Below are 24,211 nucleotides of genomic sequence, written 5' to 3' on the forward strand. Positions count from 1 at the left end.
ATATGAGAAGAAAGAAACTCGGTTTGCTGCTCAGCGGCGTAATGATGCTCGGCTTGCTGGCAGGCTGCGGCGGAAAAAGTGCGGATTCACCGAACCCAAGCAGTAGTGCAGGCATGGCTCAGGAAACGGCCCCCAAAGAAACGGTGAAGCTGAAGTTTTTTACCGGCAAAGTGGAAACAGTCGATTTAATGAACACCCTGATCCAAAAATTCAATTCGGAAAACCCGGGAATCGAAGTAGAGCAGGAATATCAAAAGGACGCAAGCAATGTGATTAAAGTGAAATTCGCTTCCGGTGACATTCCCGACATCACCACGGTTGTAGAGCAGGATTATATCGATCAAGGTAAATACCTGGATCTTTCGAATGAACCGTTCTGGCCGAGAGTGCTGCCTGCGGTTAAAGAACTGTCGACGGACGTGAAGAGCGGCAAGCAGTATCAGGTTGCGACGAACGTGACGATGGCAGGTATTTTTTACAACAAAAAAATATTCCAGGAGCTGGGCCTGAAAGAGGCGTTGACCTGGGACGACTTTAAAGCGAACCTCCAAGCGGTGAAGGACAAGAAGCCGGATGTGACTCCGATATTTATCGCCGGAAGAGAGTCATGGACGCTTGGACATCTGATTGAGTTCCTTGCTCACGGCATTATTAAGCAGGACCTGGGCGTAAAAAGCTCCCGTGAAGCCTTCATTAACAATGAATCCGATAAATTGAAGTTCGATCAGGAGAACGGCCCGATCGATACTTTCGCCAAACGTCTGCTGGAGCTTCAAGGCGCTGGTCTGATGAACAAAGACGCTCTGACCGCAACGTACGACAATCAGAAGGAAGCGTTCGCTACAGGCAAAGCCGCGATGATCAGCCAGGGGATGTGGGTGGTTGCGGATCTGCTCAAAATTAGCCCCGACTTCCAGAATGACATCGGGTTTAGCCCTTACCCGTCCATTCAGGACGGAACGAAACCGGTCGTCCTTTCTGCGGACGATTCTAGATACGCCATCACCGCCGAGTCCAAGCATCCGGAAGAAGCGAAGAAATTCCTTGAATTCTTATTGCAGCCGGAAAATTTGAAGACCTACAGCGAGTTCCTGAAATCGCCTCCGGCGTTTACGGATGTGACTGCGGATTGGGGGCCGCTTAAAGAACAAGCCAATCAGGCACTGAACAGTGGCGTTAACATCGCTTTCACGGATTCGCCGTCGGGCTTCTCCGGCGACGATGCCGGCAGAATGGTACAGGAACTTCTGGCAGGCCAGTATTCAGCTTCCCTTGATTTTGCCAAAGCCTACAAAGACGCCTGGGACAAAGCCTGGAAAGCGACGCATAGATAAGCGGCGTTACGGTTTCATAGCGTAAGACTGCGGGAGTATGATGACATCGGGACCCGGGAACGGAAAAGCGTTAGATAGAAGCCGGGTCCCGGCAACGGATTGGAGAGAAATCGGATGAATCTACTGCGTAAGTTATGGAATAACCTGCATCTTTTTATGGCATTGCCGGCCATCCTGTTGTTCGGACTGTTCTTTATTTATCCGCTCGCGCAGGGAATCGGGATCAGCCTGACGGATTCTAACGGCATGTCGGCTCCGCGTTTTGTCGGACTACAGAACTTTATCGACTTTTTCCATGACGCCCGGGCGAAGAAAGATGTGTACAATACGGTCTTCTTTGCGATTGGAAGCGCTCCCTTGCTTAATTTATTCGGCTTCTTGTATGCGCTGATTCTGGATCGTCCGTTTAAGGGAAAAGGCTTTGTGCGTGCGGTCGTCTACTTGCCAGCAGTCATCAGCCCGCTGATTATGGGGTATGTCTGGTATTTTATCCTGCAGCCGGACCGGGGCTTTCTCTATCATCTGCTGCAAAGCCTGCATCTGGGCACGGGGGGGAGCGACTGGCTGGGCAATGCGCATTCCGCGCTAATCGTGCTCGTGTTCATCAATGTCTGGCAGTTCGTAGGGATGACGATGATTATCTATCTGGCGGGCCTGCAGTCCATTCCGAAAGAGCTGTACGAGGCTGGGGAAATCGACGGCGCCGGGTATATAAAATCGCTCTGGTACATTACGATTCCGATGGTCGTTCAGTCGATCAAAATCAATGTCGTCACCAATATTATCGGTTCCTTGTCTGTCTTCGAAGTCATCATCGCGCTGACGGACGGAGGGCCGGGTTACAGCACGGAATCGCTGAGCATCTATATTCTTCGCATGCTGTACGGAAGCTTTACCGGCTATTCAACCGCGGTAGCGATGATTCTGTTCGTCATGATCATTATTCCCGTCTTCATCTTTATGAGATATATCAATAAGAAAGAGTTTGAAATGTGAGGGCCGCCGCTATGAAAAATACTCGAACACTCGGTAAATACGCCTTGGTAGCGGGCATGTCGCTACTGTCCTTAATCCCTTTTTACATCCTGCTGTACTTGGCGCTGAACAAGCCCTCCCGCACGTTGTTTAACGGTCTGTCACTGCTGCCTGATTTCAATTTTTCCAATTTCTCGGAAGCGTGGGAATCGTCCAGGATGGGACTCGCCACGGTGAACTCCCTGATTATCACTATAGGCGGCGCGATCCTGATTATTCTTGCGGCAAGCTCCGCGGGTTACGCCATCGTAAGGTACAGCAACAAATTTCATCAATCGGTCTTCAACCTGCTGCTGATCTGCATGATGATTCCGGCGATCATTATTACCGTGCCTCTGTATACGCTTATGAAATCGATCGGCGGCATCAATACGCATTGGGCCATGATTCTGCTTATGGCATCGAACGGGATTCCTTTTTCCGTATTCCTGTATGCCGGCTTCATTAAAGTGCTTCCCCGGGAAATTGAGGAGTCGGCGATTATCGACGGATGCACGCCGTTTACGGCCTTTTGGAGAGTCACGTTTCATTTTCTGCGTCCGGTAACGGCGGCGGTCGTCATTTTGCAGGGGCTGGCGATTTGGAATAATTACGGCCAAGCGGTATTTTTCCTGCAGGGCCAAGATATGAGGACGATCCCGCTTGCCGTGTCCATGTTCTTTCAGCAGTACGGCGCGCAGTGGAATCTGATGGCCGCCGCCGCCGTGATCGGGCTTGCACCCGCTGTCGTTGCTTTCTTGGTCTTCCAAAAATATTTCGTCAAAGGAATAACCGCCGGAGCGGTGAAAGGATGAACCGTATGTTTCCAACGATTAAAGACGCTTACCCGGGTAAAGCCCAGTATCTGACCGGAGAACCGGTATGCATTAAGGTTGAATTGGATAATCCGCTCCAGCATGAAGCTTCGGTTCGTCTAACAGCGGAAATTATATGTTCGAACCATGTGCTCGACAGCCAAGCCTATGATATTGTCATTCCTCCGGGTGCCGTTTCAACGCATCTACTGGATTTTGGCCCGCCGGATGAAGCTTTTCGCGGATATGGCGTCGATTTGCTGCTTACGCAGAATGAGACGGAGCCTGTGCGTTTCTCGACCACCTTTGATGTCGTTTCGAGCTGGCGGCAATCGCCGAGGTACGGCTTTTTAAGCGATTTTCATTCGCGTGAGCTTGGAGATGCCAAGGATGTTGAGAGCCTGGGCAAGCTTCATATTAATCTGGTGCAATTTTACGATTGGATGTACCGCCATGACGACCTCGTTCCGCCGGAGGATACCTTTACCGATCTGATGGGTCGAGAGCTCAGCCTTCAAGTTGTGAAGGAGAAAATCGCGCTCTGTCACTCCTACGGGATGAAGGCCATGGCCTATGGAGCGATTTACGCCGCCAGCAAAGATTTTTACCGGGAGCATCCGGATTGGGCGCTGTATTACGGGAACGGAAAAGTCGTCGATTTCATCGATATTTTTACGATTATGAACATCAGCGAGGAGTCGCCCTGGCATTGCCACATCATTGGAGAGTACAAAAAGGCGATCGAGCAGGTCGATTTCGACGGCATCCATATGGATACGTACGGTTATCCGAAGACGGGCATTTCAAGACTCGGCGGCGTGAAAAAGGTGGAGCGACTGGAGAAGCAATTCCCGGTTCTGATCGAGAACACCCGCAAGGAGCTGAACAAGTCCAAAGAGGATATCGGCCTGATCTTCAACAATGTGGGCAATTGGCCGGTTGATACGGTGGCGGCGGCCGCTCAGGATGCCGTATATATCGAGGTATGGAATCCTTATGAAAAATACCATCATATTCAGCAAATTATTGCCTGGGCACAGCAGTTCGGCCGCGGCAAGCCGGTCATTCTCGCCGCCTACTTGAAGCCTTTCCGGCTGGAATCCCCAGAATCCATTGATAGAGCGCATGCCGCTGCGCTGCTGCTGTCTGCGGTGATTTTCTCCCATGGAGCCTATCACCTGCTGCTAGGAGAGAACAACGGAGTGCTCACCCAGGGATATTACGTCGATTATTCCGTGGCGGGCGATGCCTTCATGCGGGAAATCCGGACTTATTACGATTTTATGGTCCGCTACGTTCATTTGCTGTATGATCCGTCTTTGCGCGACGTCTCCATGACGCATGTGGAGGGAGATAATTTGGAATATATATTCGGCGGCGCGACTTATTCCACGTACGGCGAACCCGGCAAAGTCTGGACCGTGGTCCGGGAGAACGAAAAGATGAAATTGATTCAACTCATCAATCTGACGAATAACGCCGAAGATTATTGGAACGAGGGGAAGAACCGACCGGCGGTGGTGAAAAATCTGACCGTTCGCGTTCAAGTCACTGAGCCGGTTCGTTCCGTATTTACGGCCAGCCCCGATATCGACATGGGCAGACCGAAGGATCTGGAATATTCCCTTGAAGAAAGTGAACGGGGATATACGCTTTCGGTTACCGTGCCCAGTGTGTACCAGTGGAGCATGCTGGTGATTGGGCATTGAACGGGGAACTGCAAGTGCGAAGTCTCAAGGAAAATTTTGCCTCCTTACAGCCAGTTGATCTATATAAAGCCGCTGTTATTGAGACGGGAGGCATGCTTGATGCGGATAAAAGATATGGATGCGGAATGCAGGAAGGAAGCGGCCAACCAGGCTGGTCCGCTGATGGTATCCCGGGGGAAAGTCCACCGGCTGGAGGAGCTGCCCGGCTGTTGCGCGGAAGATGAAGACGGCAATCTGCTTTCGGCAATTTTCTATCATGTGCGGAATGGAGAGTGCGAGATCGTCTTGCTGGAGAGCAAGACCATGAGTATCGGGGCCGGCACCCGGCTGATTGAAGCGGTGATTGCACGCGCCCTGGCGGAAGGATGCGCCAGAGTCTGGCTCATTACTTCCAATGATAATACTAGGGCGATCCGTTTTTATCAAAATATAAGAAGTATAAGCTTCACATTTATCCTTGCCTTATATTTCTGCGAGAAACGGTACCGTCCCTTAAAGGACGGCGTAGCCGTTTCTTCTTGGAAAAGGGGGTTCGATCTCAAAGCCGTACACCGAGATGCCATTACAGAGGCTCGAAAGCTTAAGCCGTCGATTCCCCTTGATCGGGAATGACGGCATTCCAATCCGCCATGAGCTTGAGTTGGAGTACTTGTTGTAAACTGCCATCCGGAATATTGTGGTATTATATGGAAAGGAGAGATGTTATGGCATTAGCGGTAATGAACAAGCGTGAATTCGATTCCTTGGAAGATGAAAGATTGGGCTGGGCGTGCATGGAGCCGACCTTTAGCCAAATTCGCGCCAAGGATATGGCGGTGAAGGCCGAGGTAATATCCGAACTTTCTGAAGGGCAGCGGGCGTTATGCATGTTCAAAGTCTTTTACGACCACGCGAAGAATTCGGAAATGGAGTATTACGGCTGGATCACCCATCTGCTGCAAAATCCGGACATGTGGGCGGGTGTGATGAACGGAATAAGCTTTTTTGGCGATAGAGAGATGTCCCATCTGCTGGAAGAAACCCAAGAGGTTCTAGAGGCCCGAAACCGCAGGCTCGGCTTGGAGTGGAAGGACGCCGTAATTACCGATCTCGATCGTGACAAGGAATTGAATGCCGAGGTGGAGCAGTTATACCGGCGGTTTCAGCAGATTTCTCCGGCAAGTCTGAAGGCAATCGCCGCCCATATCCGGGCTAATGCCGATGAATTTGTGAGGTTTGAGGAGGATTCGTTTGAAGTTTAATGATGTGGTTGAGGGAGTGGAGAAGGTTTCATCCCAGTACTGCCGAAAATTTAATATTGAGCGGGATAATGATTGGTTCCTATTAAAGATTCAGGAGGAATTGGGCGAATTGGTGCAATGCTATCTGGAGAGCGCTGGAAAAGCCAGAAGCAGGGGAAGGTCACTGGAGGAACTGAAGGAAAACTTTCAAAACGAGTTGGTTGATTTACTTTGTTTGACCATGGCAATGGCAAGGTTCAACGATTTGGAACTTGAGGAGGCCATTCAAGAGAAATGGCTCAAATGGCTATAATATTTAAGAAAATGAATAAAAACTCGTTTGAGCGTCCGCTAACGCGGGCGTTTTTTTCGTCCATTTGCGTACCAGTGGTTCTCTTATCCTTTACCATAAGCTTTGGTGTTCCTGGCCATTGGCCAAAGAAGTCCCGCGACCAAAGTCCAGAACGAAACTAAACCCCGGTCAGTTACCGCTGATTTCATCCTTTGTTAATCTTAGGGTGAGGTGAATACAATGACTGACAACAGAAGAGACAATAACTCCGGGAGCAGCATTTATGTTTTGTTGACCGATACGGGCACATTGTTCACAACATTGATCAAAAGCATCACCGCCGCTCCGTATAACCATGCATCTCTGGCGCTCGACGCGGAGCTGAATGACGTGTTCAGCTTTGGCCGCAAATACCCAAACAGGCCTTGGGCTGGAGGATTTGTGAAAGAAGATGTCTATGAGGGAACCTTCCGTCATTATCCCGACACTCGCTGCGTACTGCTCCGGTTGCGGATTTCGAAGCAGCAGCGTGACGCTGCCATTCGGATCATCCGGTCTTTTCAGAAGGAGAAGCAAGCCTATCGCTACAATCTGATCGGATTATTAGGCCTACTGATGAACCTTGACATTGAGATGAAAAATGCTTATTTTTGCTCCCAGTTTGTATCCGAAGCGCTGCGCAAAAGCGGTCTCTCCTTATGGGATCGACCCTCGACGCTAGTGACGCCTAACGATTTCCTTCATCATCCTGCATTCGATACGGTCTACGAAGGTCCTCTGTACGATTACCCGCTTCTCAAGCGGGAAAGGTTAAAATACATACGAAATGTGGGAGAAGCTTCAAATGAATTGGATGAGCTGGCGGTTTAATAGATATATAATTCGAAATTTTTTCCTCGCTATTTGGCAAGATTAGTGTTAAGTCTCGCCAGCAGTTCACCGAAAGTCCGGCATTCCTGCGGCGACCAGTCTTTAAATATTTGCTCGTATCTGTCCAATCTGATATTTCTCGCCTCTTTAAGCTTCCGTGAGCCCAGTTCGGTGATTTGAAAATAACTCGATCTTCCATCCTGCGGATCGGGCACCCGCTCTATGTATCCTTTGAGTTCAAGCACACTTGTCTGTCTGCTTATCGTGGAGGTGTCCAGGCCGAATTGTTCCGCCAGCGCCTTAACCCCAACATTGTCGTGGTTGGACAAATGATACAGCAGGGTATAGCTTGAACGGTCCAGACCGCCATGCTTCTTGTCCAGGGAGGCGCGGCGAATCAGCTTCAACATCTCATTACTAATGAAATCCAAATTTTTATCTTCCATTGTACATTCCGTCCTTTATTGTGTACTCTTCTCCATATTATAAGTGAAAATAACATGAAAAAATCATTTTGTTTTTCAACCTATTAGTTGTATAATACACCTATACTAAATTAATTGTATCCTACACCTAAATTTTAAACAAATCTAATTTTTGGTTTCGGTGCAGCATAGAGGAGAGAAAGCATTGAATAATCAAAAGGCTAGGAATTCTTCGTTTTGGCTCATTATTTTAGCGATTTTTTTCGGCAATTTCATGTCCATCCTAAGCTCCACAACGATTAATGTGGCTTTCCCGGTGTTTATGAAGGATTTTCATGCGGAGGTTGGCTCTGTTCAATGGATGATTACCGGCTATCTGCTGGCAACCGGGGTTGTCGCTCCGGTCGTCGGCTATTTTGGCGATAAGTGGAGCTATAAATATCTGTATCTGTTTGCCTTATCGGGCTTCACTGTCTTCTCCGGTCTATGCACGATAGCCTGGAGCATTCATTCCTTGATCGCCTTTCGCATCCTGCAAGGAGTGTTCGGCGGTCTGATCATTCCCACAACGATGACGATGATCTATCAGTTCATTGAGAAGGAACGGCAGGCTTTTGCCATGAGCTTATGGAGTCTTTCATCCATGCTTGCCCCGGCATTCGGGCCCACACTCGGCGGTTGGCTTACCGGATATTTCGGCTGGCAGTCGCTATTTATCATCAACCTGCCTATCGGAATCGTTGCCATTACGGCAGCGCTCAAATGTCTGCCCTATCACCGTCAGCCCGGCAGGCTTAAGACATTCGATTTGCCTGGCTTCATAACGGTTATTCTAAGCAGCGCATTTATTATCCTGGCCTTCAGTGAAGGCAACTCCTGGGGCTGGACTTCGTGGCAGACGTTATCCTTGCTGGTGGTTGGGGTCGCCGCGTTGACCCATTTCATTCGCAGAGAAGTATCCATGAAGGAGCCGCTGCTCAATCTGAAGGTATTCCGGCAAAAGCGTTTTACGTACAGCTTAATCATCAACTGCACGATTACCATCTCATTATATTCCGGAACGTTTTTGATTCCGATTTTTCTGCAGGATATTCAGCAGTCCACTCCGTTACTAACCGCCCTAGTGCTGCTTCCGGGCTCGCTGGTGATGGCGTTTCTATCTCCGGTGGTCGGCAAGCTGTACACCAAGGTAGGACCGTTCTGGCTTATTCTTAGCGGTATCCTGCTGCTGGTCATCTCGACTTGGGAACTCGGTCATCTTACGCTGGCTGCAACCCATATCTATGTGGCCTCATGGATGACGCTGCGTTATGCGGGGATTGCCTTTGCTTTTATGCCGGTTACCAATGCCGGGATGTCCGCCATCGCCAAGGAATATACCGGTCATGCCTCTTCCGTAACGAACTGGGTGCGTCAAGCTACAGGAGCGCTGGCCATTGCGATCTTCAGCTCTTTGCTGGCTGCAAGATCCGCGTCTCATATCAAAGTGCTGGCCGAGGGAGGGGGGGACTCTTCTCTGCTGAAGGCTCAAGGCATGGCGATGGGCGTTCAGGACGTGTTTCTAGTCGCTACATTAATTGGCGTCATTGCGATTCCGTTAACCTTTCTCATAAAAAAACCGAGAACCGGCAAGACTGCCGACGTTCTTAAGAGCTCAACAGTGAACAGGAAAGCGAACGGTTGAAATAATAAATCATACTGAACAGCCTCTTAGAGCCCTTGCCAGGGTTTTGAGAGGCTGTTTTTTTAATGTAAATTGGACAAATACGCAGAATTAAATTATAGTGTACTTATTATTATACTTTTAATAACTATTATCAAAAGTTTCGGGAGGTGAAGGAAATAAATCAGATTGCCAATAACTCCATTCGGGTAAAAGAGATCAACCGGGAACTTATCAAGCAGGCTTTGAAAGCGATGAAGCAGGGAACGAAATCCATGATTTCACAGACAACCGGCCTTAGTATCGCAACCTGCGGAAATATTCTCAATGAACTGCTTAAGACCGGCGAGGTTATAGAGACTGAACTGGAAGTATCAAGCGGCGGCCGTCCGGCAAGGCGGTTTGTTTATAACGCCGATTTTTCATATATAGCATGCATCTACGCTAAAACGCGAGACGGCCTGCTTTCCCTGACTTATGCGGTGGCCAACTCCGTTGGAGAACGTGTGGACAGCGGGTACATGGAGATGAAGGTCCTCGACGCAGCAACCATTGATCACTTGACCGGAACGCTCATCGAGAAGTTTAACCAGATCAAAGCGGTTGGAATCGGTATTCCAGGGTTCGTCCATCAAGGGATCATCAATATTTGCGATATTAAGGAATTGATCCATGTTCCTCTGGAGGCACTTCTTAAAGAGAAATACGGAATTGAAGTTACAGTGGAAAATGATATGAACCTGACCGTTTACGGTTTCTATAAAAATCAGAATTACGATGAGGATAAAACGATCGCCGTCGCGACCTTTATCAAGGGCAGCTTTCCGGGCGCGGGGATGATCATTAACGGGCATATTCATAAAGGAAATACCCAATTTGCCGGGGAAATCTCATTTCTGCCGTTTGGCATCTCGCGTGAGGAGCAATTCATACGGCTTAATCAGCGTGATACGTTCATCCCATTGGCGGCGCACACGATCATGTCCCTGGCTGCCGTTATTAATCCCGAGACGATTGCCCTGACCGGAGATCAAGCCGTGCCGGAAGATTTAGAGCCGATCATTAAACGCTGCCTGGATACGATTCCAGAGGAACATATGCCTGAGCTGATCATTCTGGATCGTCCGGACGAGGATTACATGAACGGCTTGATTGCAATCACACTGGAAAGCTTGGCCTATTCTTTGCAGCTTGTAGAAAAGCGGCGTTAAGGGGCACCATAGGAATTGGAAAGGCAGGGAACTTACGATGACAATCAAAACCGAAAAAGAAAAGATGCTGAATGGGGAACTGTATCACGCCTCCGACCCACAACTGATGAAAGAACATGAGTATGCGCGAAAGACAGTGCGGCTGTATAATCAGACTACCGAAACCGAGACGGAACTCCGAATGAAGCTTTTAAAAGAACTGTTTGGTTCCACGGGCGAAAAATTGAGCATGGAACCCAACATTCGGTGCGATTATGGCTATAACATCCATGTCGGAGAAAATTTCTACGCCAACTTCGATTGTACGATCCTGGACGTTTGCGAAGTTCGAATCGGGGATAACTGCTTCTTGGCTCCGGGCGTACACATCTATACGGCGACCCATCCGATCAATCCATTCGAGCGCATCGCTGGCCCGGAGTATGGGAAGCCGGTCAAGATTGGGAACAATGTCTGGATCGGCGGCAGAGCCGTCATTAACCCTGGTGTTACGATCGGCGATAATGCGGTAATCGCTTCAGGAGCCGTTGTCACCAAAGATGTTCCGGACAATACAATTGTCGGCGGTAATCCGGCCCAAATAATTAAAAAGATTGAGCTATGAGATAAGGGACAATGTATTGACGGGTATAGCAGGTGATGGACCCTCTTAATGTTCATGTTTGGCATGTTCATTATTGCTCTGCTGAAATTACCTCAAAAAGAAATAGGCCGCCCTTGGCTGGGAACCGACCTATTTCATGGGTAGTACCTGATTAAAGCTGACCGCCTTTCAAGCGGCTATTGCTCGGAGAGTCGTGTTCCAGCACGGCTCTCTTTGCATTGTACGTCTTTTTCTAACCCCACAATACCACAATTCTGAATCAAATCCCTCAATAGAGCAAATTCCATTCTAAAAATTCCGTCCCCAACCCGTTCCTAAATCTGAAATTGGACGGTTTAAATTCTCCCTTTAAAAGCAGACAAAAAGAAAAACCCCTTATAGAATAAGAGGTTTTTCGCTCTGAATCATATAGGACGGATGGGGATCGAACCCATGACCCCTACCCTGTCAAGATAGTGCTCTCCCGCTGAGCTACCGTCCTGCAACGAGATTTATAATATCATAAGGCAGGAGGAAGATGCAACTGTTTTTTTATTTTGCCTTTTTTTATCGTACTCGCCACTGCAATTGCGAATATGACCGTAATCGGATTTTCCGGCTTACAATTGAAGACGGGTACGTGCCGTCAATGCAGAGATTGTAACAAGCTGCCGGGGGTACCACGGGGCAAGGGGTATGAGCGCAGCCATCTTCACTTCAATCGGATCGAATGTATTGCCGTATCCGCAAATATCCGCTAGAATCGGAGAAGTGAATTCTGTTGTTACGGCTGCTTTTTTGAATGAAATACGACCGGATGAACCATTCTTTTATAAAAATTTGCGATAAGTTCAAAAGCTTATCTCTAAATGTGATGCATGTGGCGGAAATCCCTCAGGGTAATGTGATTGAATTAAGAATTATAGATAGAAATACCGAAAATATAGATAGAAATGATTAGGGAGAACAGCGTCCCGATTCAGGATAAATAGAGAAAGACCTGAAAGATGAAACGGTTAGCCAATTACCAGGAGGGAAAACCATGAATGTGGAGGAAATCATGCTGCTTCATCAAGGCGGCAAACTGGAAACAACATTGAAGCATCCGATCGAATCGATGGAGGATCTGGCCAAGGTCTATACGCCGGGTGTAGCCAAAGTATGTCAGGCCATCGCTTCGGACGAGGATAAAGCATATGAGCTGACTACCAAAAAAAATACAGTAGCGGTCATCAGCGACGGTACGGCGGTATTGGGACTTGGCGACATCGGCCCGAGGGCTGCCATGCCTGTCATGGAAGGAAAGGCGGCTCTGTTCAAACAATTTGCCGATGTGGACGCGGTCCCGATCTGCTTGGACACGAAGAGCACGGAAGAGATTATCGCGATCGTCAAGGCGCTCGCTCCTACGTTTGGAGGCATCAATCTGGAGGATATTTCTTCTCCCCGCTGCTTCGAAATTGAGCGCCGCCTCAAGGAAGAGCTGGACATTCCGGTGTTCCACGACGATCAGCACGGTACGGCCATTGTTGTGCTGGCAGGCCTGCTTAACGCGCTGAAGGTGGTAGACAAAGACATAAAGGATGTCAAAATTGTCGTGAACGGCTGCGGCGCGGCAGGCATATCGGTGGCGAAGATGCTGCTGGGCGCAGGCGCTGAAAATCTGATCGGCGTCGACCGGGAAGGCGCCATTAACCGCCAGAACGTGTACGACAAGCCTCATTGGACCGAATTTGCGGAGCTGAGCAACCCCAATCTGGAACAAGGTTCTTTGTCCGACTGCATCAAAGGCGCGGATGTATTTATCGGGGTGTCGGCGCCGAATGTGCTGAAGGTCGAAGATGTTCAGAATATGGCTAAAGATCCGATCGTATTCGCAATGGCAAATCCGACGCCGGAGATTGATCCCGCTCTTGCGGCTCCATATGTAAAGGTTATGGCAACGGGTCGCTCCGATTATCCGAACCAGATTAACAATGTGCTCTGCTTCCCGGGCATATTCAGAGGAGCTTTGGACTGCAGCGCCAGCGACATTAACGATGAAATGAAGCTTGCGGTTGCGGAAGCGATCGCGTCGGCAGTCGACGCTTCTGAGCTGAATGAACATTTTATCATTCCTAACGCTTTCGACAAGCGGGTTGTAGAATGTATTCGTAAGGCGGTAGCCGAGGCGGCAATCCGAACCGGAGTTGCGAGAAAAAATCTGCTGACCACCGTGTACTAAATCAAGTGAAAGGCAGCACATTCTGTCGGATGAACGAGGTCTGACTTTATCTATATTTATAATAAAAAGCGAACCGGCCAACGAGGGGCTGGTTCGCTTTTTATTGTTAAGGCTTAAAAGGGAGAGTAAACGAAACATCTCCCTCGAAAAATTTAAGAGATCTTGAACTCCGCGCCTTCCAGCCGCTCGCCTCTTCGCAGCTTCTCGCGGACAGCCATAATGGCGGCGTCCGCTTTTTGCAATTCTTCAAGCAGCTCAGATTCGCTCTCGTCGCTGCGCAGGACATCGGCGATGCCGCCGCTCTTCAGCACAATCCGGCTGTGGGCGAGCAGCGCCAGAATCGGGTCATGGGTCGCCATCAGCACAATTTTCTGATTCTGCACGAGAACATCCAGCGCCTGCCTGCGGTCGATCCCCGCGTTCTCGATCTCGTCGATCAGCACAATCGGGCTGTCGGAAAGAATGGCGGTATCCGCGATCATCAGGGCCCGCGATTGGCCGCCGCTGAGCGCGGTCAGCGGGGTGTCCGGATGAATCGGCTCCCCGGTCAGCCGGTTGGCCTGAGAGACGACGCTGACGATCAGATTCTCCAGTCCCATCTCTTCGAAGCTGTTGTCGCGGCACTCCGCATGCATGGAGATAAACTCCGCTACCGTGGCGTCCATCACAAAGTTCATGTTCTGGGAGAGCTGAGCGATCAGCTTCCTTCCCCAGGCGAACCTCAGCTCGGATGCGGGCGGCTGATCGTTAATCAGGATGCAGCGCCTGCTCGGCGTATCCCGCTGGGCGATATATTCGATGTCGGCCAGCAGCCTGCTCTTGCCCGAGCCGGTTGCCCCCACCACAGCAACAAGATCGCCGGGCACCAGCCTCAGATTTACATCCTCGGGTTGGCCTGATTTGGAACGGCCCCCAAGAATCGTTATGGATTGAATGCTATCCGTCATGCTAGCTCACCTCCGGGCGGGGAACGTCGGGAATGGCAATGCTCTTGACATTGCCCATTTGATAATCGCTCCCGATCTTGGTTTCGCCCAGGCAGTAGGAACAGACCGCGGCAGGCATCGAGAAACGGAGCTTCCGTCCGTCCAAAGTGTCGATATCCTGCGCCTGCGTCAGCAGGGCGCCCAGGCGCTCCTTACCCTGGCCCGTCAGGCCGTTAATCTGAAGCACCTCGGCTCTGGCATTCACTTTGCGTACCTGGTACTGGAACACTTCGCGCTCGGCCTGTGAAACGATGTCGCCTTTGGTAATGGCGACAATGTCGGCCTGTTTGAGCAGAGGCCCCATTTTGGTCGGGGTATTCGCCCCTGATAAATTATCGATGACGCAGACCGCCAGAGCCTGGCGGATAAATGGGGAACAGCGGTTGCACAGCCCCGCGCTTTCACTGATCAGAATATCCAGTTCCAGCGATTGCCCCCACCGGGCGCAGGCTTCGATATTGGTAACAAAATAATGATCCGGGCACAAGTTACCGGCAAGACCGAGAAGCACCGGCACTCCTTTGGCACGGTAGCGCTCATCATCCTTGGACGCGACGCAGTCGAATTTGACGACCCCCGCTTGGAGTCCCTGCTCCTTGAACCAATCGATCACACGCAGAAGCATGGAGGTTTTGCCGCTCGACGGCGGTCCGGCCACGGTTATGAGCTTCATCGGTCAGTCCCCCTGTTCAAAGCCTTGGTTAAAGGCGGCGTTCGCTGCGTCCGTCAAAGTCTGAATATCCCGGTTCCAGACGAGGTCCCATCCCATCCACAGCAGCTTGCGCTCCGGGAACGAGGATGCCGCCGATGGATGAGGCGATGGGAAAAAGGCCTGCTCGCACAGCTCCGCCGTCTCCGCGCCGGTGAAGAAGGAAGCCAGACGGCGTCCTGCCTCGGACGCGCCGCGTTTAGCCAGCAGGAAGACGGGGCTTGCGATCGCGCCTTCCTCGGGCCATATGATATTGACCTTATCCCGCTTGCGGATCATGTTGGCATAAAAATACGGCATGACGTAAAGAGCCGTACCCGCCTCATTGTCCGTACCCGCCAGCTTTGCCATTTGACCCGGGTGAAGTCCCTGGCGAACCGACCGCCCGAGCCCCGTCAGCGTATCTTCGCCGAAACTCTGTCCTATGGTTAGCAGCACCGTCTCGCAAAAGGTGCCGTTATGACCTCTCATCGTCACCTGCTTCCGGTAAACGGGATTCAGCAGGTCGCTCCAGGAGCGCGGTTCGGGAATATCGCCAAGCTTGGCTTTGTCCGCAACGATGACCAGCGGATTCACGCACATCAGCGTTACCCTGCCTGTCGGATCTTTCATCCCGATTTCCGCGAACCGCTCGTTCTGCGCGTATCCGGCGGCATCGGCGAACACGTCTTTGTCAAGAAACCGGGTGCGGAAGTCCGGGTGGAAAAAGCTGCTGATCCCCGGAGTAATTACGACATCCGGCAGTTCATCCGCGGAATGAAACTGATCCACCGTTTTATAGAAGTCACTCTGATTGGCATTTCCTTCGAATGCGAGTTCTTCCGGGTCCAGATCGGACCAGAGCCCCGAACTCTGCTGGTGCAGAAACGTTTCTTCAAGAGGCACCTTAAGCGGACAGGGCAGCATGGCAAGCAAATGGCGGGGCAATTTTTCTTTGACTTGGGCCGTTCCGGGTTTCATATTCATTCATCCTCTCATTGCCTTCGGTTTGAAGACGCGCTTGTAAGTTATGTTTAATTATAAATAGCGGTGATTTGTTTCACAATTTGCACAAGGTCAAAATGTTTGACAATACTACAAACATTCCCTCATTAACTTAATTTAGACCGGTGAACTTATAAACAGAAGGAGAATTTATGAAAAAAACGGAAACGGAACGAAAGTTTACAGCAGGAAGGAGACGGCAAAACGAAGAGTGGCATTATTCCTCCGGATAGACAAAACGTTCGACTGCGTCCGCAGCAAGGTCCGGGTCCGGCCCGGAGTTATCAAAGTACAGGATGGAGGAAGAGGGAAGCGGCCATTTTACCGTGCGGCTGGCAAGCGAGGAACGGAAATCGTCCCAGTGGCGCAACTTCCAATCATCCAGTCCGGAACGTCTTGCGGTAATTCTCTCCTTATACAGCTTCTCATCGGATAGGCTGACAATGACCGCTTTTACCTCGACATCTGACAGCGAACGGCCGATCCGCGCCAGCTCGCGCGCAATCCATCCTTCATCCTCGGCTTCTTTCGTAAAAGGGCCTACCACAACGCTGTCGACATTCAGCTTGACGTTGTCCAGAGCGGCGTCCATCGTTATCCGATACCCCAGATCGCGGCACAGCTTCTTGTAAGCCTCGGAATCCCGGTCGGAGGGGTCAAGTCCGTGCAGCGTCATAATCGCCTCCGCGGCGGGCCGCAGCAGAATATCCATGTCGAAAAAGGCTGTTTTTCGTCTTGCTGCCAGCGCCTTTGCCAGCGTGGTCTTGCCGGCTCCGGCTCCCCCGAGGAAAAATACGAGCTTATTCATTGGCTATTCCTCCCTGTATGTAGTTCATCTGATCTTACCCTAACATTCGGGCCAACGAAATCAAACCGGTAATCGTAATGACATTTATCAGCGTCGAAACCAGCACGGTCTGGGCCGCGAAGTCCGGCTCGTTATTATATTCCTCGGCCAGAAGGGAAGCGTTGACGCCGGTCGGCATGCCGGAGGCGATGATCAGAGCCTGGGCGGGAATGCCCTTGATGCCGAGCGCAAGCACGAGCAGAATGCCGATCGTAGGGGCGGCAAGCAGGCGCAGCAGAAGGCTCAGATATATATCGAGCCGGGCAAGGCGAAGCGGATATTTGACGATTTGCGCCCCAAGCGTAAGCAGTGCGACGGCAACCATCGATTCCTGCGCATAGGTGAGCGGTTTGGACAGAAACAGGGGCAGCGGCACGGAGAAGGCATGAAACAATAATCCCAGCACCAGCGCATAAGGGACGGGCATTTTCAGAAATCCGATAATGACGACCCGGTAATTCCCTTTAAGCTTGGCCCGTTGAATGGATATTACGCCATAGGTAAAAGTGAGCAAGCTTTGCAGCGCCATAATCAGCGACTGAAGCGAGGCGGCGAGGGAATCGCCGTGGAACGCCAGATCGTTGACCGGCATGCCGTAATTACCTGAATTATCCAGAAGTACGCTGTTCGTAAATGCAGCCTTCATGCTTGTTCTGTATTTTAACGAACGTGTAAGCATAAAAGAAAGAATATAAAGGATACCTATGTACAGCGCATAGAAGCCGACCACCATGCCAAGGAGGGAAGCCGACATTTTCGAGAGGTACATGCTCATAAACACGGCGGCGGGCGTTATGTAATAAAAGTTGATTTTGGCAAGCGTATACAAATCCAGCCGAAACAGCCGCTGCAGCAGCGATCCGGCGCCAATCAGAATAAAAACAGGAAGCACAACCTGAAGTAAAATCTCACCTACCACGGAATCAACTCTTTTCAATATAAAAGTATAAAGATATTTGGCTATAAACGTACGGTCAAACGTAGCTATTATAGCACAATTTGACTTTTGGCAGAGAGGTATTGGTTATAAAACGAACCGGTTTCGTTAAAACTATTGGACAAACCTGGATATGTAAATCCGAAGAAAGGAGCCGGACTATGAAAATAAGACAACTGGGACTTGCCGCGGTCTCCGGCGCGCTGCTGTTTGCCGCCTCCGGCTGTATGTATCACAACGAGGTGTCCATCGACCCCGCCTTTTCCGATTCATTCGATATATCGAGTATTTCAAATCCCGGAAGAGGGCTTGGAGAAGAGCGCGATCCGCTGGCTCCGGTGTTGAAGGATGTATACTCGAAGTCCATTCCGGATGACGTATACTCGGACGGCCGTTAACATCAAGCGGAACGCATAGCCGCTCTCTTCCCTTTCAGCTATACAGCCAAAACGATATTCAGTATAATAGTTTAATTGACAATATCGAGACTAAGAAGGGGAGAATCCACAAAAATGGCGGCGGAGATTGTGCGCGTTACAACAGAGGAGCAGCTGCAGCAGGGGCTGGATATCCGCAAAAAGGTATTTGTAGAAGAACAAAAGGTTCCTATGGAGGAAGAGATCGACCGTTATGATGCGATTGGCCCGGATGCCTATCACCTGCTGATCGTTGACGACGGGGTTCCCGTTGCCACAGGAAGATTGACATATTACAGAGAGGGCACTGCAAAAATGCAGCGGATCGCCGTGCTAAAGGAATACAGAGTCAAAGGCTACGGACGGGTGCTGCTGCTGGCGCTGGAAGAGCTGGCCCGGGAGCTCGGACTTGAAACGTCCATCCTTGACGGACAGTGCCAGGCCGAATCGTTCTACCGCAAGCTCGGTTACGAGGTTATCTCCGAGAAGCCTTTCTATGATGCCGGGATATTGCACGTACGGATGCAAAAAAAATTATAGGTCCGCATAACCGGCCCGACAGCCGGACAATCTAAGTGGTGCCTTGTTTTTGGCAAATTTGAGTGTAAGGAGATTGTCCAGATGGTGAACGGAGGACGGGAACGTTTTGTGGCGGTTCAAAAGAACGGTGACGGAGATTTGACCTCGTTTCAGACTTCAACGGGCCGTATGCTGAGCTATGAGCAGGCGCTGCAGGAAATTCAGGCCGGAGCGATAGCCGGTGTCAATGTGTTCAAAGGCAAGGACGGAGCCCCCCATATTAGAGGGGATGCCGACGGCGATCCGACCAACAATCTAGATCAGCTTCCGCTGTTTTAAGCGCAGCGCAATTGCACGGGACTGTCCGCGCGGCCGCAATGGCCTTGGACAGTCCCTTTTTAATTTGTCTTTTATAGTCCGTAAATCACATGCTGCTCCAGAAAGTCCATTCCTGACGTCCGCCCGATGTAATCCGGCTTCTCGTCACCGTAATGCATCAAGGAAATTCTGCTGCGGATGTCCTCGGGAAGACTCTTCAGTTCATCCAGGGTCGTATGAACGACACCAGGCCCTTCCAGCTGGCAATCGTGATAAATTTTGCGGCAGCCGCGGATTCGAACAAGATCGGATAGAAGCTCAGGCTCAAACGTCATATCGGCGCTGTAAAATACATCCTCGTTCAGCAGCAGCGAATAGCTGTCTTTGCCGGGTATGTGGGGTGTTGCGATCAGAGAGACGCTAATTTCAGGCGAGAAGCGATAATTCGTATCCGGGCGCAGGGGACGGACATGAAAGACATCGTCGAGCGAAGTCGTTTTGCCCTCCTGGTACAGCCCGCCCATCAGGGTGTGCTCCCATAAAGGCTCGACGAGCGCTTCAGCGAGCAAAAGAGTCATTTTACGGCCCGTTTTATGCCTCAGCGACAGTGCAAGCTCTTCCAGTCCGCCGACATGGTCGGCATGCAGATGCGTAATCAGTACGGCATCGATCTCCTCGAAGGAACGCCCCAGCTCGTGCATGGCCAGCGGAGCGGTAATGCCGCAATCGATCATCAGGGTATAGCCGCTGCCCAGCAGCAGGGCGTTAGTGTTGAAATAGTTTTTCGCGAAGGCGCTGCCCGTTCCGAGCATTTGCAATTTGACTGTCATCTTCGAATACCTCCCGGGTTAGCCATCTGTTTTATAGTATCAGCCGTTTGTAAACGCATGATGAAGTTTTCAATTCCAAATAAAACAACTCGTTAAATCGGCTGTTTTACGCAGAATTCATGGCGTTCTCTCTCATTTTAACCATATTAACCCATGAAAACCGCCGATAAGCGATCTTGATGAAAATTTTGCCTAGGCAGGCGCAACTTGCCCATACGGATGAAGTATATATTAACAGCATGAATTAGTATGGAGGTACGAGCGGTGATGAATAAGAGATGGAGAAAAGTGGCTGTATGCGTTTTGGCATTTTCCCTGATGGGAGGTTCGATGCTGTTTGCCGATTCCGTCTATCAAAAAGTGCGCGTATGGAGCAACGGCAAGGAATTATCCGACGGAGGGTATCTGATCGATGGAAAAACCTATATACCCGCTCGGGAAATCGACGGGTTGGTGATTTGGAGCGACTCCGGCAAGGTGAAGATTCTTAAACCGAATGTGCACATATCCTTGTTCAAGGGCGATACCATTTTTGGGAACGTCAATGTGGGCAAACTGAAATTTAAAGCGCTGTGCCAGGTGGACAGTCTGACTGACGATATTGCAGGCGTCAAGATTTCGATTACCGATCCTTCCGGCAACGTCAAGGACCTTGATTCCCGGGATTTGGACAGCGGGCAGAAGGACAACTTCTGGTTCTCGACGAAAGAAATCACGTACGATTTTAAGGAGAGTGGCAAATACCGGTTTGGCTTTTACATGAAGGCGACTCGAAACGGTGACTATTCGCTCGTGTCCGAGAAGGTTATTACTGCGCTCGATTAATGCTTTGCCCAGGTGCTTGTAAATTGACCTGGGCTTGTCTTACGTGTTACCATACCAAATGTAGGATAATTCAATTCAAAGCGAGGTATTTCAATGAGCGATCACAAACATGAGCATGGCGGAGAATGCTGCGGCGGACATAACCATGATCATTCGCATAGCCATGAACATGGCGACGCATGCGGCTGCGGGCACGACCATGAGCATGAGGAATTTGTGCTGACCTTGACGAACGAGCAGGGCGAAGATGTGGAAATGGTATTGGTGGAAACGTTCGACGTAGCCGACAAGCTCTATGCGCTGCTGCTGGAACGCGAGAACCCGGAAGCGGACGGCATCATTCTGCGCATGGAAGAAGAAGAAGAAGAGATGGTGCTTTACAATATCGAAGACGAAGCGGAATGGAATGCTGTGGAAGCGGCTTATAAAGAGCTTGTCGCCCAGCAAGGATAAATTCGGACAAGATATAGAAGAGGACCTGGAATATTCCCGGCGCCGACTCAAGAAAACCCGATACCTTATGATCAGGTATCGGGTTTTTGTATTGGCAATCCAGAAGAAACGGCTGCACCGTCTGCACTGAAGCTATAGCTTCCGAAGTATTATTTTAGAAAATCGGGTCGGCTTCGACAATTACCTTAACATGAGTAAGAGTGCGGTCCTCAGGTCCCTTGACCGGAAGGCCGATCTCCACATGGTCGAGGATATAATGGATGTTATCCTGGGTAATAACTTCTCCGGGGAGCAATATCGGAATGCCCGGAGGGTAGACGTATATAAACTCCGCGATAATCCGGTCGGCTGATTCCTTGAACGGGACAAGCTCCGTGTCCGCATAGAAAGCATCGCGCGGCGTAAGCGCAAGCTGTGGTATCTCGGGAACCTGAACTTTGAGCTCATAGATGTCGCCTTTGCCGTAATGGATGGCAGAGAGCACCCGCAGCGCCGACAATAACTTATCTACCGTTTGCTGGGTATCTCCGGGCGTGATTAAGCAAAGAATGTTATACATGTCGCTCATTTCGACTTCGATATTATACTTCTCGCGCAGCCAGTTCTCCGCTTCCCAGCCCGTAATGCCCAAATGGCGCACGTGGATGCTTAGCTTGGTAGGGTCGTGGTCGAAGGTGGCTTCCGTGCCGAGAATCTCATTGCCGAAGCTGTACAGGCCTTCAAGTTCATTGACCGCTTCTCTGGCATATTTGGCCAGCTCAATCGCTCTGGACGCCATGTCATGGCCATTCAGGGCAAGGTGGCGTCTCGCCGTGTCGAGAGAAGCCAGCAAAATGTAAGAAGTCGACGTCGTTGTCAGCATGCTCAGCATCGTCTGCACGCGCTGCGGGTTGATAAGGCCGGTGTCGGCGTTAACGTTGAGCACCGAGCTCTGGGTCATGGAGCCGCCGAGCTTATGAACGCTTGTGGCGGCCATATCCGCTCCGGCCTGCATCGCCGACATCGGCAGCTCCTCGTGGAAATGGATCAGCACGCCGTGGGCTTCATCTACAAGCACGGGAACGCCGTAGCTGTGGGCCAGCTCAACAATCGAGCGCAGATCGGCGCATACCCCGAAATATGTCGGGTTGATGACTAGCACCCCTTTGGCATCCGGATGGCGCTGCAGGGCCCGATTGAGCGAACTGGTTGTAATGCCGTGATCAATGCCGAGGTTCTCGTCCTGTACGGGAGAGACGAAGATCGGCTTTGCTCCCGAGAAGATAATGGCGGACATGACCGATTTGTGGACATTACGTGGTACGATAATCTTCTCCCCGGGAGAGCAGACCGACAGAATCATCGTCATGATGGCTCCGCTGGTGCCCTGAACGCTGAAAAAAGTATAGTCCGCTCCGAACGCTTCCGCCGCCAGGTTCTGTGCCTGGGCGATCACGCCTTTGGGCTGATGCAGGTCGTCAAGCGGCGCAATATTGATCAGATCTATGGAAAAGGCGTTGTCACCGATGAATTCCCTGAACTCGGGATCGGTTCCGGCACCTTTTTTATGACCGGGAATATGAAATTGCACCGGATTTCCGGCAGCGTGCTTTTTTAGAGCCGTGAAGAGAGGGGTAAGCGATTGATCCATTAATACTCCCACAACCTTTCTATAACTGAAGTCGCAAACAAAGAGAAGTATAACAAAACAATCATCATAATACTAGGATGTGATGTAATGCCCGTAAATACGCAGCAGCGTACGCATATTAGTCTGGCATCGCCGTTCATAATTGAGATGTGGATCATCATTTTTTTGGTTGAATTCGTGAAAGGATCGCTGCTTGTCGCACTGCTTCCCGTCTATATGGAGAACGTTCTGGGGCTGTCCGTCACGGTGGTCGGCCTTGCCTTTGCGCTGCAATATCTGGGCGACAATCTGTTCCGTAGCCCTTCGGGCTGGATCATGGAGCGGATCGGGTACCGCTGGACGATGACTGGAGCGCTGCTCATGATCGCGGTGGCCGTCGTCCTCATTATTTACGCCAAAGACGCGGTGTCGCTGTCGCTGGCCTGCCTGATCTTGGGGATCGGCACGTCCCCGCTCTGGCCCTGCGTCATGACAGGCGTGACCGAGTTGGCCGGCTCCACCAAGAGCGGCAGCAGCGGCGCGGCCATGGGCGCCGTGGAGATGGCTTCACTGGCCGGTACGGGCATCGGGCCGATCACGGTCAATTTCCTGATGGATCACGGCCACCAAAGCTACCGCGCGGTATTCTTCGTGCTGCTGGCCTTTGCCGCGGCCGTAGTCGCCGTCGCCCTGCTGCTGCCCGCACGGATCAGCCATGGTGTCCATGCCGCCACGCATGGCATCCAAGCGCCAGACGCCGCCCGTCCGAAGCTGTCCCCTCTGGCGAGTCTGAGGCGCACGCTGCGCCAGGTTAAACAATCGCTGAAGGTCAGCCGTCTGCTGTACCCGGCTTTGTTCCTGCAGGCGTTCGCGATCGGGCTGATGACGCCGGTCGTCACTCTTTTTACCCGGACGGAGCTGCATTTATCGCCGACCCAGTTCAATCTCCTGCTGATTGCCGGAGGCGGCATCACCGTGCTGGCCCTGATTCCGGCAGGCAAGCTGGTCGACCGGATCGGCACGGGGGCTTTTCTCAATACCGGCTTTCTGCTGGCTGCGATTTCGCTCGCCACTTTCGCGCATGTGCGCAGGCTTCCGTTTGTCTTTGTTGTCGTTGCCCTGGTCGGGATCAGCTATGCGTTTATCCTGCCTGCGTGGAACGCCTTCATTGCCAAGCAAGTGCCCAAGGGCGAGCGGGGAACGGTGTGGGGAATATTTCTCACTCTGCAGGGCTCAGGTATGGTGGCTGGACCCATCGTATCCGGCAAGCTCTGGGACTCGGTCGGGCATGGCGTTCCCTTTGTAGCGAGCGCGAGCGTCATGGTGCTTCTGTTCGTCCTGCATTTGGCTATTGTGCACCGCACGAAACGGAAAGCCGGACACTCTCATTAGTATGCTCCGCAGCATGAAGACGTCCA

Annotated in this window: 26 protein-coding genes, 1 tRNA gene and 1 pseudogene; 19 read left to right on the plus strand and 9 right to left on the minus strand. The window is 51.1% G+C overall.

The window, feature by feature from the left end:
- Positions 1-2: 2 nt before the first annotated feature.
- From PUR_RS11825 to PUR_RS11860, 8 genes are all read left to right on the plus strand, one after another.
- On the plus strand, positions 3-1,334 hold the full coding sequence (locus tag PUR_RS11825) for an ABC transporter substrate-binding protein (RefSeq protein ID WP_179035407.1): 1,332 nt from the start codon (positions 3-5) through the stop codon (positions 1,332-1,334).
- Positions 1,335-1,448: 114 nt separating this feature from the next.
- Entirely contained in the window at positions 1,449-2,330 is an 882-nt protein-coding gene (locus tag PUR_RS11830) for a carbohydrate ABC transporter permease (RefSeq protein WP_179035408.1), read from the plus strand.
- A gap of 11 nt (positions 2,331-2,341) precedes the next feature.
- Positions 2,342-3,163 (plus strand): carbohydrate ABC transporter permease, encoded by an 822-nt coding sequence (locus PUR_RS11835; protein WP_179035409.1) that lies wholly within the window; start codon positions 2,342-2,344, stop codon positions 3,161-3,163.
- Between the two features lie 5 nt (positions 3,164-3,168).
- Positions 3,169-4,872, plus strand: a complete 1,704-nt coding sequence (locus PUR_RS11840) for a glycoside hydrolase family 66 protein (RefSeq protein WP_179035410.1) — start codon at positions 3,169-3,171, stop codon at positions 4,870-4,872.
- 99 nt (positions 4,873-4,971) lie between these two features.
- Entirely contained in the window at positions 4,972-5,484 is a 513-nt protein-coding gene (locus PUR_RS11845; protein ID WP_232101829.1) for a GNAT family N-acetyltransferase, read from the plus strand.
- Positions 5,485-5,576: 92 nt separating this feature from the next.
- On the plus strand, positions 5,577-6,113 hold the full coding sequence (locus PUR_RS11850) for a hypothetical protein (protein WP_179035411.1): 537 nt from the start codon (positions 5,577-5,579) through the stop codon (positions 6,111-6,113).
- The gene (locus PUR_RS11855) at positions 6,103-6,405 is read left to right on the plus strand and encodes a nucleoside triphosphate pyrophosphohydrolase family protein (protein WP_179035412.1); all 303 of its coding nucleotides are present in this window, start codon (positions 6,103-6,105) and stop codon (positions 6,403-6,405) included. The genes PUR_RS11850 and PUR_RS11855 overlap by 11 nt, the downstream gene beginning before the upstream one ends.
- A gap of 219 nt (positions 6,406-6,624) precedes the next feature.
- The gene (locus PUR_RS11860; protein WP_179035413.1) at positions 6,625-7,254 is read left to right on the plus strand and encodes a C40 family peptidase; all 630 of its coding nucleotides are present in this window, start codon (positions 6,625-6,627) and stop codon (positions 7,252-7,254) included.
- Positions 7,255-7,283: 29 nt separating this feature from the next.
- Here PUR_RS11860 and PUR_RS11865 read toward each other — a convergent pair whose 3' ends face one another.
- Positions 7,284-7,700, minus strand: a complete 417-nt coding sequence (locus PUR_RS11865) for a MarR family winged helix-turn-helix transcriptional regulator (protein ID WP_179035414.1) — start codon at positions 7,698-7,700, stop codon at positions 7,284-7,286.
- A gap of 184 nt (positions 7,701-7,884) precedes the next feature.
- Here PUR_RS11865 and PUR_RS11870 point away from each other — a divergent pair, with 184 nt between their 5' ends.
- The 4 genes and pseudogenes from PUR_RS11870 to PUR_RS26550 form a co-directional block, all read left to right on the plus strand.
- Positions 7,885-9,363 carry an MDR family MFS transporter gene (locus PUR_RS11870; protein WP_179035415.1) on the plus strand — a complete coding sequence of 493 codons (1,479 nt, stop codon included), beginning with the start codon at positions 7,885-7,887 and terminating at the stop codon, positions 9,361-9,363.
- A 149-nt stretch (positions 9,364-9,512) separates the two neighbouring features.
- The gene (locus PUR_RS11875) at positions 9,513-10,553 is read left to right on the plus strand and encodes an ROK family protein (RefSeq protein ID WP_232101830.1); all 1,041 of its coding nucleotides are present in this window, start codon (positions 9,513-9,515) and stop codon (positions 10,551-10,553) included.
- Between the two features lie 37 nt (positions 10,554-10,590).
- Positions 10,591-11,157, plus strand: coding sequence for a sugar O-acetyltransferase (locus tag PUR_RS11880; protein WP_269474720.1), 567 nt, complete (start codon positions 10,591-10,593; stop codon positions 11,155-11,157).
- Between the two features lie 45 nt (positions 11,158-11,202).
- Positions 11,203-11,301, plus strand: a pseudogene (locus PUR_RS26550) (putative holin-like toxin); the annotation flags it as partial.
- A 265-nt stretch (positions 11,302-11,566) separates the two neighbouring features.
- On the opposite strand, the gene PUR_RS11885 reads toward PUR_RS26550, so the two are convergent.
- A tRNA-Val gene (locus PUR_RS11885) sits at positions 11,567-11,638 on the minus strand.
- Positions 11,639-12,178: 540 nt separating this feature from the next.
- On the opposite strand from PUR_RS11885, the gene PUR_RS11890 reads away from it, so the two are divergent.
- The gene (locus tag PUR_RS11890) at positions 12,179-13,360 is read left to right on the plus strand and encodes an NAD(P)-dependent malic enzyme (protein ID WP_232101831.1); all 1,182 of its coding nucleotides are present in this window, start codon (positions 12,179-12,181) and stop codon (positions 13,358-13,360) included.
- A 152-nt stretch (positions 13,361-13,512) separates the two neighbouring features.
- Here PUR_RS11890 and PUR_RS11895 read toward each other — a convergent pair whose 3' ends face one another.
- From PUR_RS11895 to PUR_RS11915, 5 genes are all read right to left on the minus strand, one after another.
- The gene (locus PUR_RS11895; RefSeq protein WP_179035416.1) at positions 13,513-14,307 is read right to left on the minus strand and encodes an ATP-binding cassette domain-containing protein; all 795 of its coding nucleotides are present in this window, start codon (positions 14,305-14,307) and stop codon (positions 13,513-13,515) included.
- Position 14,308: 1 nt separating this feature from the next.
- Positions 14,309-15,019 (minus strand): GTP-binding protein, encoded by a 711-nt coding sequence (locus PUR_RS11900; protein WP_179035417.1) that lies wholly within the window; start codon positions 15,017-15,019, stop codon positions 14,309-14,311.
- A gap of 3 nt (positions 15,020-15,022) precedes the next feature.
- A complete protein-coding gene (locus PUR_RS11905; protein WP_179035418.1) occupies positions 15,023-16,015 on the minus strand; it encodes an ABC transporter substrate-binding protein in 993 nt (330 codons plus the stop codon).
- Positions 16,016-16,256: 241 nt separating this feature from the next.
- Entirely contained in the window at positions 16,257-16,847 is a 591-nt protein-coding gene (locus PUR_RS11910; protein WP_179035419.1) for a P-loop nucleotide/nucleoside kinase family protein, read from the minus strand.
- A 34-nt stretch (positions 16,848-16,881) separates the two neighbouring features.
- Positions 16,882-17,805 carry an AEC family transporter gene (locus PUR_RS11915; protein ID WP_179035420.1) on the minus strand — a complete coding sequence of 308 codons (924 nt, stop codon included), beginning with the start codon at positions 17,803-17,805 and terminating at the stop codon, positions 16,882-16,884.
- Positions 17,806-17,984: 179 nt separating this feature from the next.
- On the opposite strand from PUR_RS11915, the gene PUR_RS11920 reads away from it, so the two are divergent.
- The 3 genes from PUR_RS11920 to PUR_RS11930 all read left to right on the plus strand — a co-directional run bounded on the left by PUR_RS11920 (position 17,985) and on the right by PUR_RS11930 (position 19,097).
- Positions 17,985-18,221, plus strand: a complete 237-nt coding sequence (locus PUR_RS11920) for a hypothetical protein (RefSeq protein ID WP_179035421.1) — start codon at positions 17,985-17,987, stop codon at positions 18,219-18,221.
- A 114-nt stretch (positions 18,222-18,335) separates the two neighbouring features.
- On the plus strand, positions 18,336-18,779 hold the full coding sequence (locus tag PUR_RS11925; protein ID WP_179035422.1) for a GNAT family N-acetyltransferase: 444 nt from the start codon (positions 18,336-18,338) through the stop codon (positions 18,777-18,779).
- 81 nt (positions 18,780-18,860) lie between these two features.
- Positions 18,861-19,097: a DUF3892 domain-containing protein gene (locus PUR_RS11930; RefSeq protein WP_179035423.1), complete on the plus strand. Its 237-nt coding sequence runs from the start codon at positions 18,861-18,863 to the stop codon at positions 19,095-19,097.
- A 71-nt stretch (positions 19,098-19,168) separates the two neighbouring features.
- Here the strand turns inward: PUR_RS11930 and PUR_RS11935 are convergent, their stop codons facing one another.
- Positions 19,169-19,906 carry an MBL fold metallo-hydrolase gene (locus PUR_RS11935; protein WP_179035424.1) on the minus strand — a complete coding sequence of 246 codons (738 nt, stop codon included), beginning with the start codon at positions 19,904-19,906 and terminating at the stop codon, positions 19,169-19,171.
- Positions 19,907-20,173: 267 nt separating this feature from the next.
- Between PUR_RS11935 and PUR_RS11940 the strand changes: the two genes are divergently transcribed.
- Positions 20,174-20,731: a copper amine oxidase gene (locus PUR_RS11940; protein ID WP_179037888.1), complete on the plus strand. Its 558-nt coding sequence runs from the start codon at positions 20,174-20,176 to the stop codon at positions 20,729-20,731.
- A 93-nt stretch (positions 20,732-20,824) separates the two neighbouring features.
- Positions 20,825-21,184 (plus strand): DUF1292 domain-containing protein, encoded by a 360-nt coding sequence (locus PUR_RS11945; RefSeq protein ID WP_179035425.1) that lies wholly within the window; start codon positions 20,825-20,827, stop codon positions 21,182-21,184.
- A 154-nt stretch (positions 21,185-21,338) separates the two neighbouring features.
- Here the strand turns inward: PUR_RS11945 and PUR_RS11950 are convergent, their stop codons facing one another.
- Positions 21,339-22,814: an aminotransferase class I/II-fold pyridoxal phosphate-dependent enzyme gene (locus PUR_RS11950; RefSeq protein ID WP_179035426.1), complete on the minus strand. Its 1,476-nt coding sequence runs from the start codon at positions 22,812-22,814 to the stop codon at positions 21,339-21,341.
- An 87-nt stretch (positions 22,815-22,901) separates the two neighbouring features.
- On the opposite strand from PUR_RS11950, the gene PUR_RS11955 reads away from it, so the two are divergent.
- On the plus strand, positions 22,902-24,185 hold the full coding sequence (locus PUR_RS11955) for an MFS transporter (protein WP_179035427.1): 1,284 nt from the start codon (positions 22,902-22,904) through the stop codon (positions 24,183-24,185).
- Positions 24,186-24,211: the final 26 nt, after the last annotated feature.

Source organism: Paenibacillus sp. URB8-2, from assembly GCF_013393385.1.
Taxonomy (GTDB): Bacteria; Bacillota; Bacilli; order Paenibacillales; family Paenibacillaceae; genus Paenibacillus_AQ.

Excerpts from the sequence above, each read along its gene's own strand:
- PUR_RS11880 (WP_269474720.1), top strand. The coding sequence starts at position 10,591 with ATGACAATCAAAACCGAAAAAGAAAAGATGCTGAATGGGGAACTGTAT.
- PUR_RS11890 (WP_232101831.1), top strand. The coding sequence starts at position 12,179 with ATGAATGTGGAGGAAATCATGCTGCTTCATCAAGGCGGCAAACTGGAA.
- PUR_RS11895 (WP_179035416.1), bottom strand. The coding sequence starts at position 14,307 with ATGACGGATAGCATTCAATCCATAACGATTCTTGGGGGCCGTTCCAAA.
- PUR_RS11940 (WP_179037888.1), top strand. The coding sequence starts at position 20,174 with ATGAATAAGAGATGGAGAAAAGTGGCTGTATGCGTTTTGGCATTTTCC.
- PUR_RS11860 (WP_179035413.1), top strand. The coding sequence starts at position 6,625 with ATGACTGACAACAGAAGAGACAATAACTCCGGGAGCAGCATTTATGTT.
- PUR_RS11830 (WP_179035408.1), top strand. The coding sequence starts at position 1,449 with ATGAATCTACTGCGTAAGTTATGGAATAACCTGCATCTTTTTATGGCA.
- PUR_RS11835 (WP_179035409.1), top strand. The coding sequence starts at position 2,342 with ATGAAAAATACTCGAACACTCGGTAAATACGCCTTGGTAGCGGGCATG.
- PUR_RS11945 (WP_179035425.1), top strand. The coding sequence starts at position 20,825 with ATGAGCGATCACAAACATGAGCATGGCGGAGAATGCTGCGGCGGACAT.
- PUR_RS11900 (WP_179035417.1), bottom strand. The coding sequence starts at position 15,019 with ATGAAGCTCATAACCGTGGCCGGACCGCCGTCGAGCGGCAAAACCTCC.
- PUR_RS11905 (WP_179035418.1), bottom strand. The coding sequence starts at position 16,015 with ATGAAACCCGGAACGGCCCAAGTCAAAGAAAAATTGCCCCGCCATTTG.
- PUR_RS11845 (WP_232101829.1), top strand. The coding sequence starts at position 4,972 with ATGCGGATAAAAGATATGGATGCGGAATGCAGGAAGGAAGCGGCCAAC.
- PUR_RS11910 (WP_179035419.1), bottom strand. The coding sequence starts at position 16,847 with ATGAATAAGCTCGTATTTTTCCTCGGGGGAGCCGGAGCCGGCAAGACC.
- PUR_RS11840 (WP_179035410.1), top strand. The coding sequence starts at position 3,169 with ATGTTTCCAACGATTAAAGACGCTTACCCGGGTAAAGCCCAGTATCTG.
- PUR_RS11950 (WP_179035426.1), bottom strand. The coding sequence starts at position 22,814 with ATGGATCAATCGCTTACCCCTCTCTTCACGGCTCTAAAAAAGCACGCT.
- PUR_RS11935 (WP_179035424.1), bottom strand. The coding sequence starts at position 19,906 with ATGACAGTCAAATTGCAAATGCTCGGAACGGGCAGCGCCTTCGCGAAA.
- PUR_RS11865 (WP_179035414.1), bottom strand. The coding sequence starts at position 7,700 with ATGGAAGATAAAAATTTGGATTTCATTAGTAATGAGATGTTGAAGCTG.
- PUR_RS11920 (WP_179035421.1), top strand. The coding sequence starts at position 17,985 with ATGAAAATAAGACAACTGGGACTTGCCGCGGTCTCCGGCGCGCTGCTG.
- PUR_RS11850 (WP_179035411.1), top strand. The coding sequence starts at position 5,577 with ATGGCATTAGCGGTAATGAACAAGCGTGAATTCGATTCCTTGGAAGAT.
- PUR_RS11925 (WP_179035422.1), top strand. The coding sequence starts at position 18,336 with ATGGCGGCGGAGATTGTGCGCGTTACAACAGAGGAGCAGCTGCAGCAG.
- PUR_RS11955 (WP_179035427.1), top strand. The coding sequence starts at position 22,902 with ATGCCCGTAAATACGCAGCAGCGTACGCATATTAGTCTGGCATCGCCG.
- PUR_RS11825 (WP_179035407.1), top strand. The coding sequence starts at position 3 with ATGAGAAGAAAGAAACTCGGTTTGCTGCTCAGCGGCGTAATGATGCTC.
- PUR_RS11930 (WP_179035423.1), top strand. The coding sequence starts at position 18,861 with ATGGTGAACGGAGGACGGGAACGTTTTGTGGCGGTTCAAAAGAACGGT.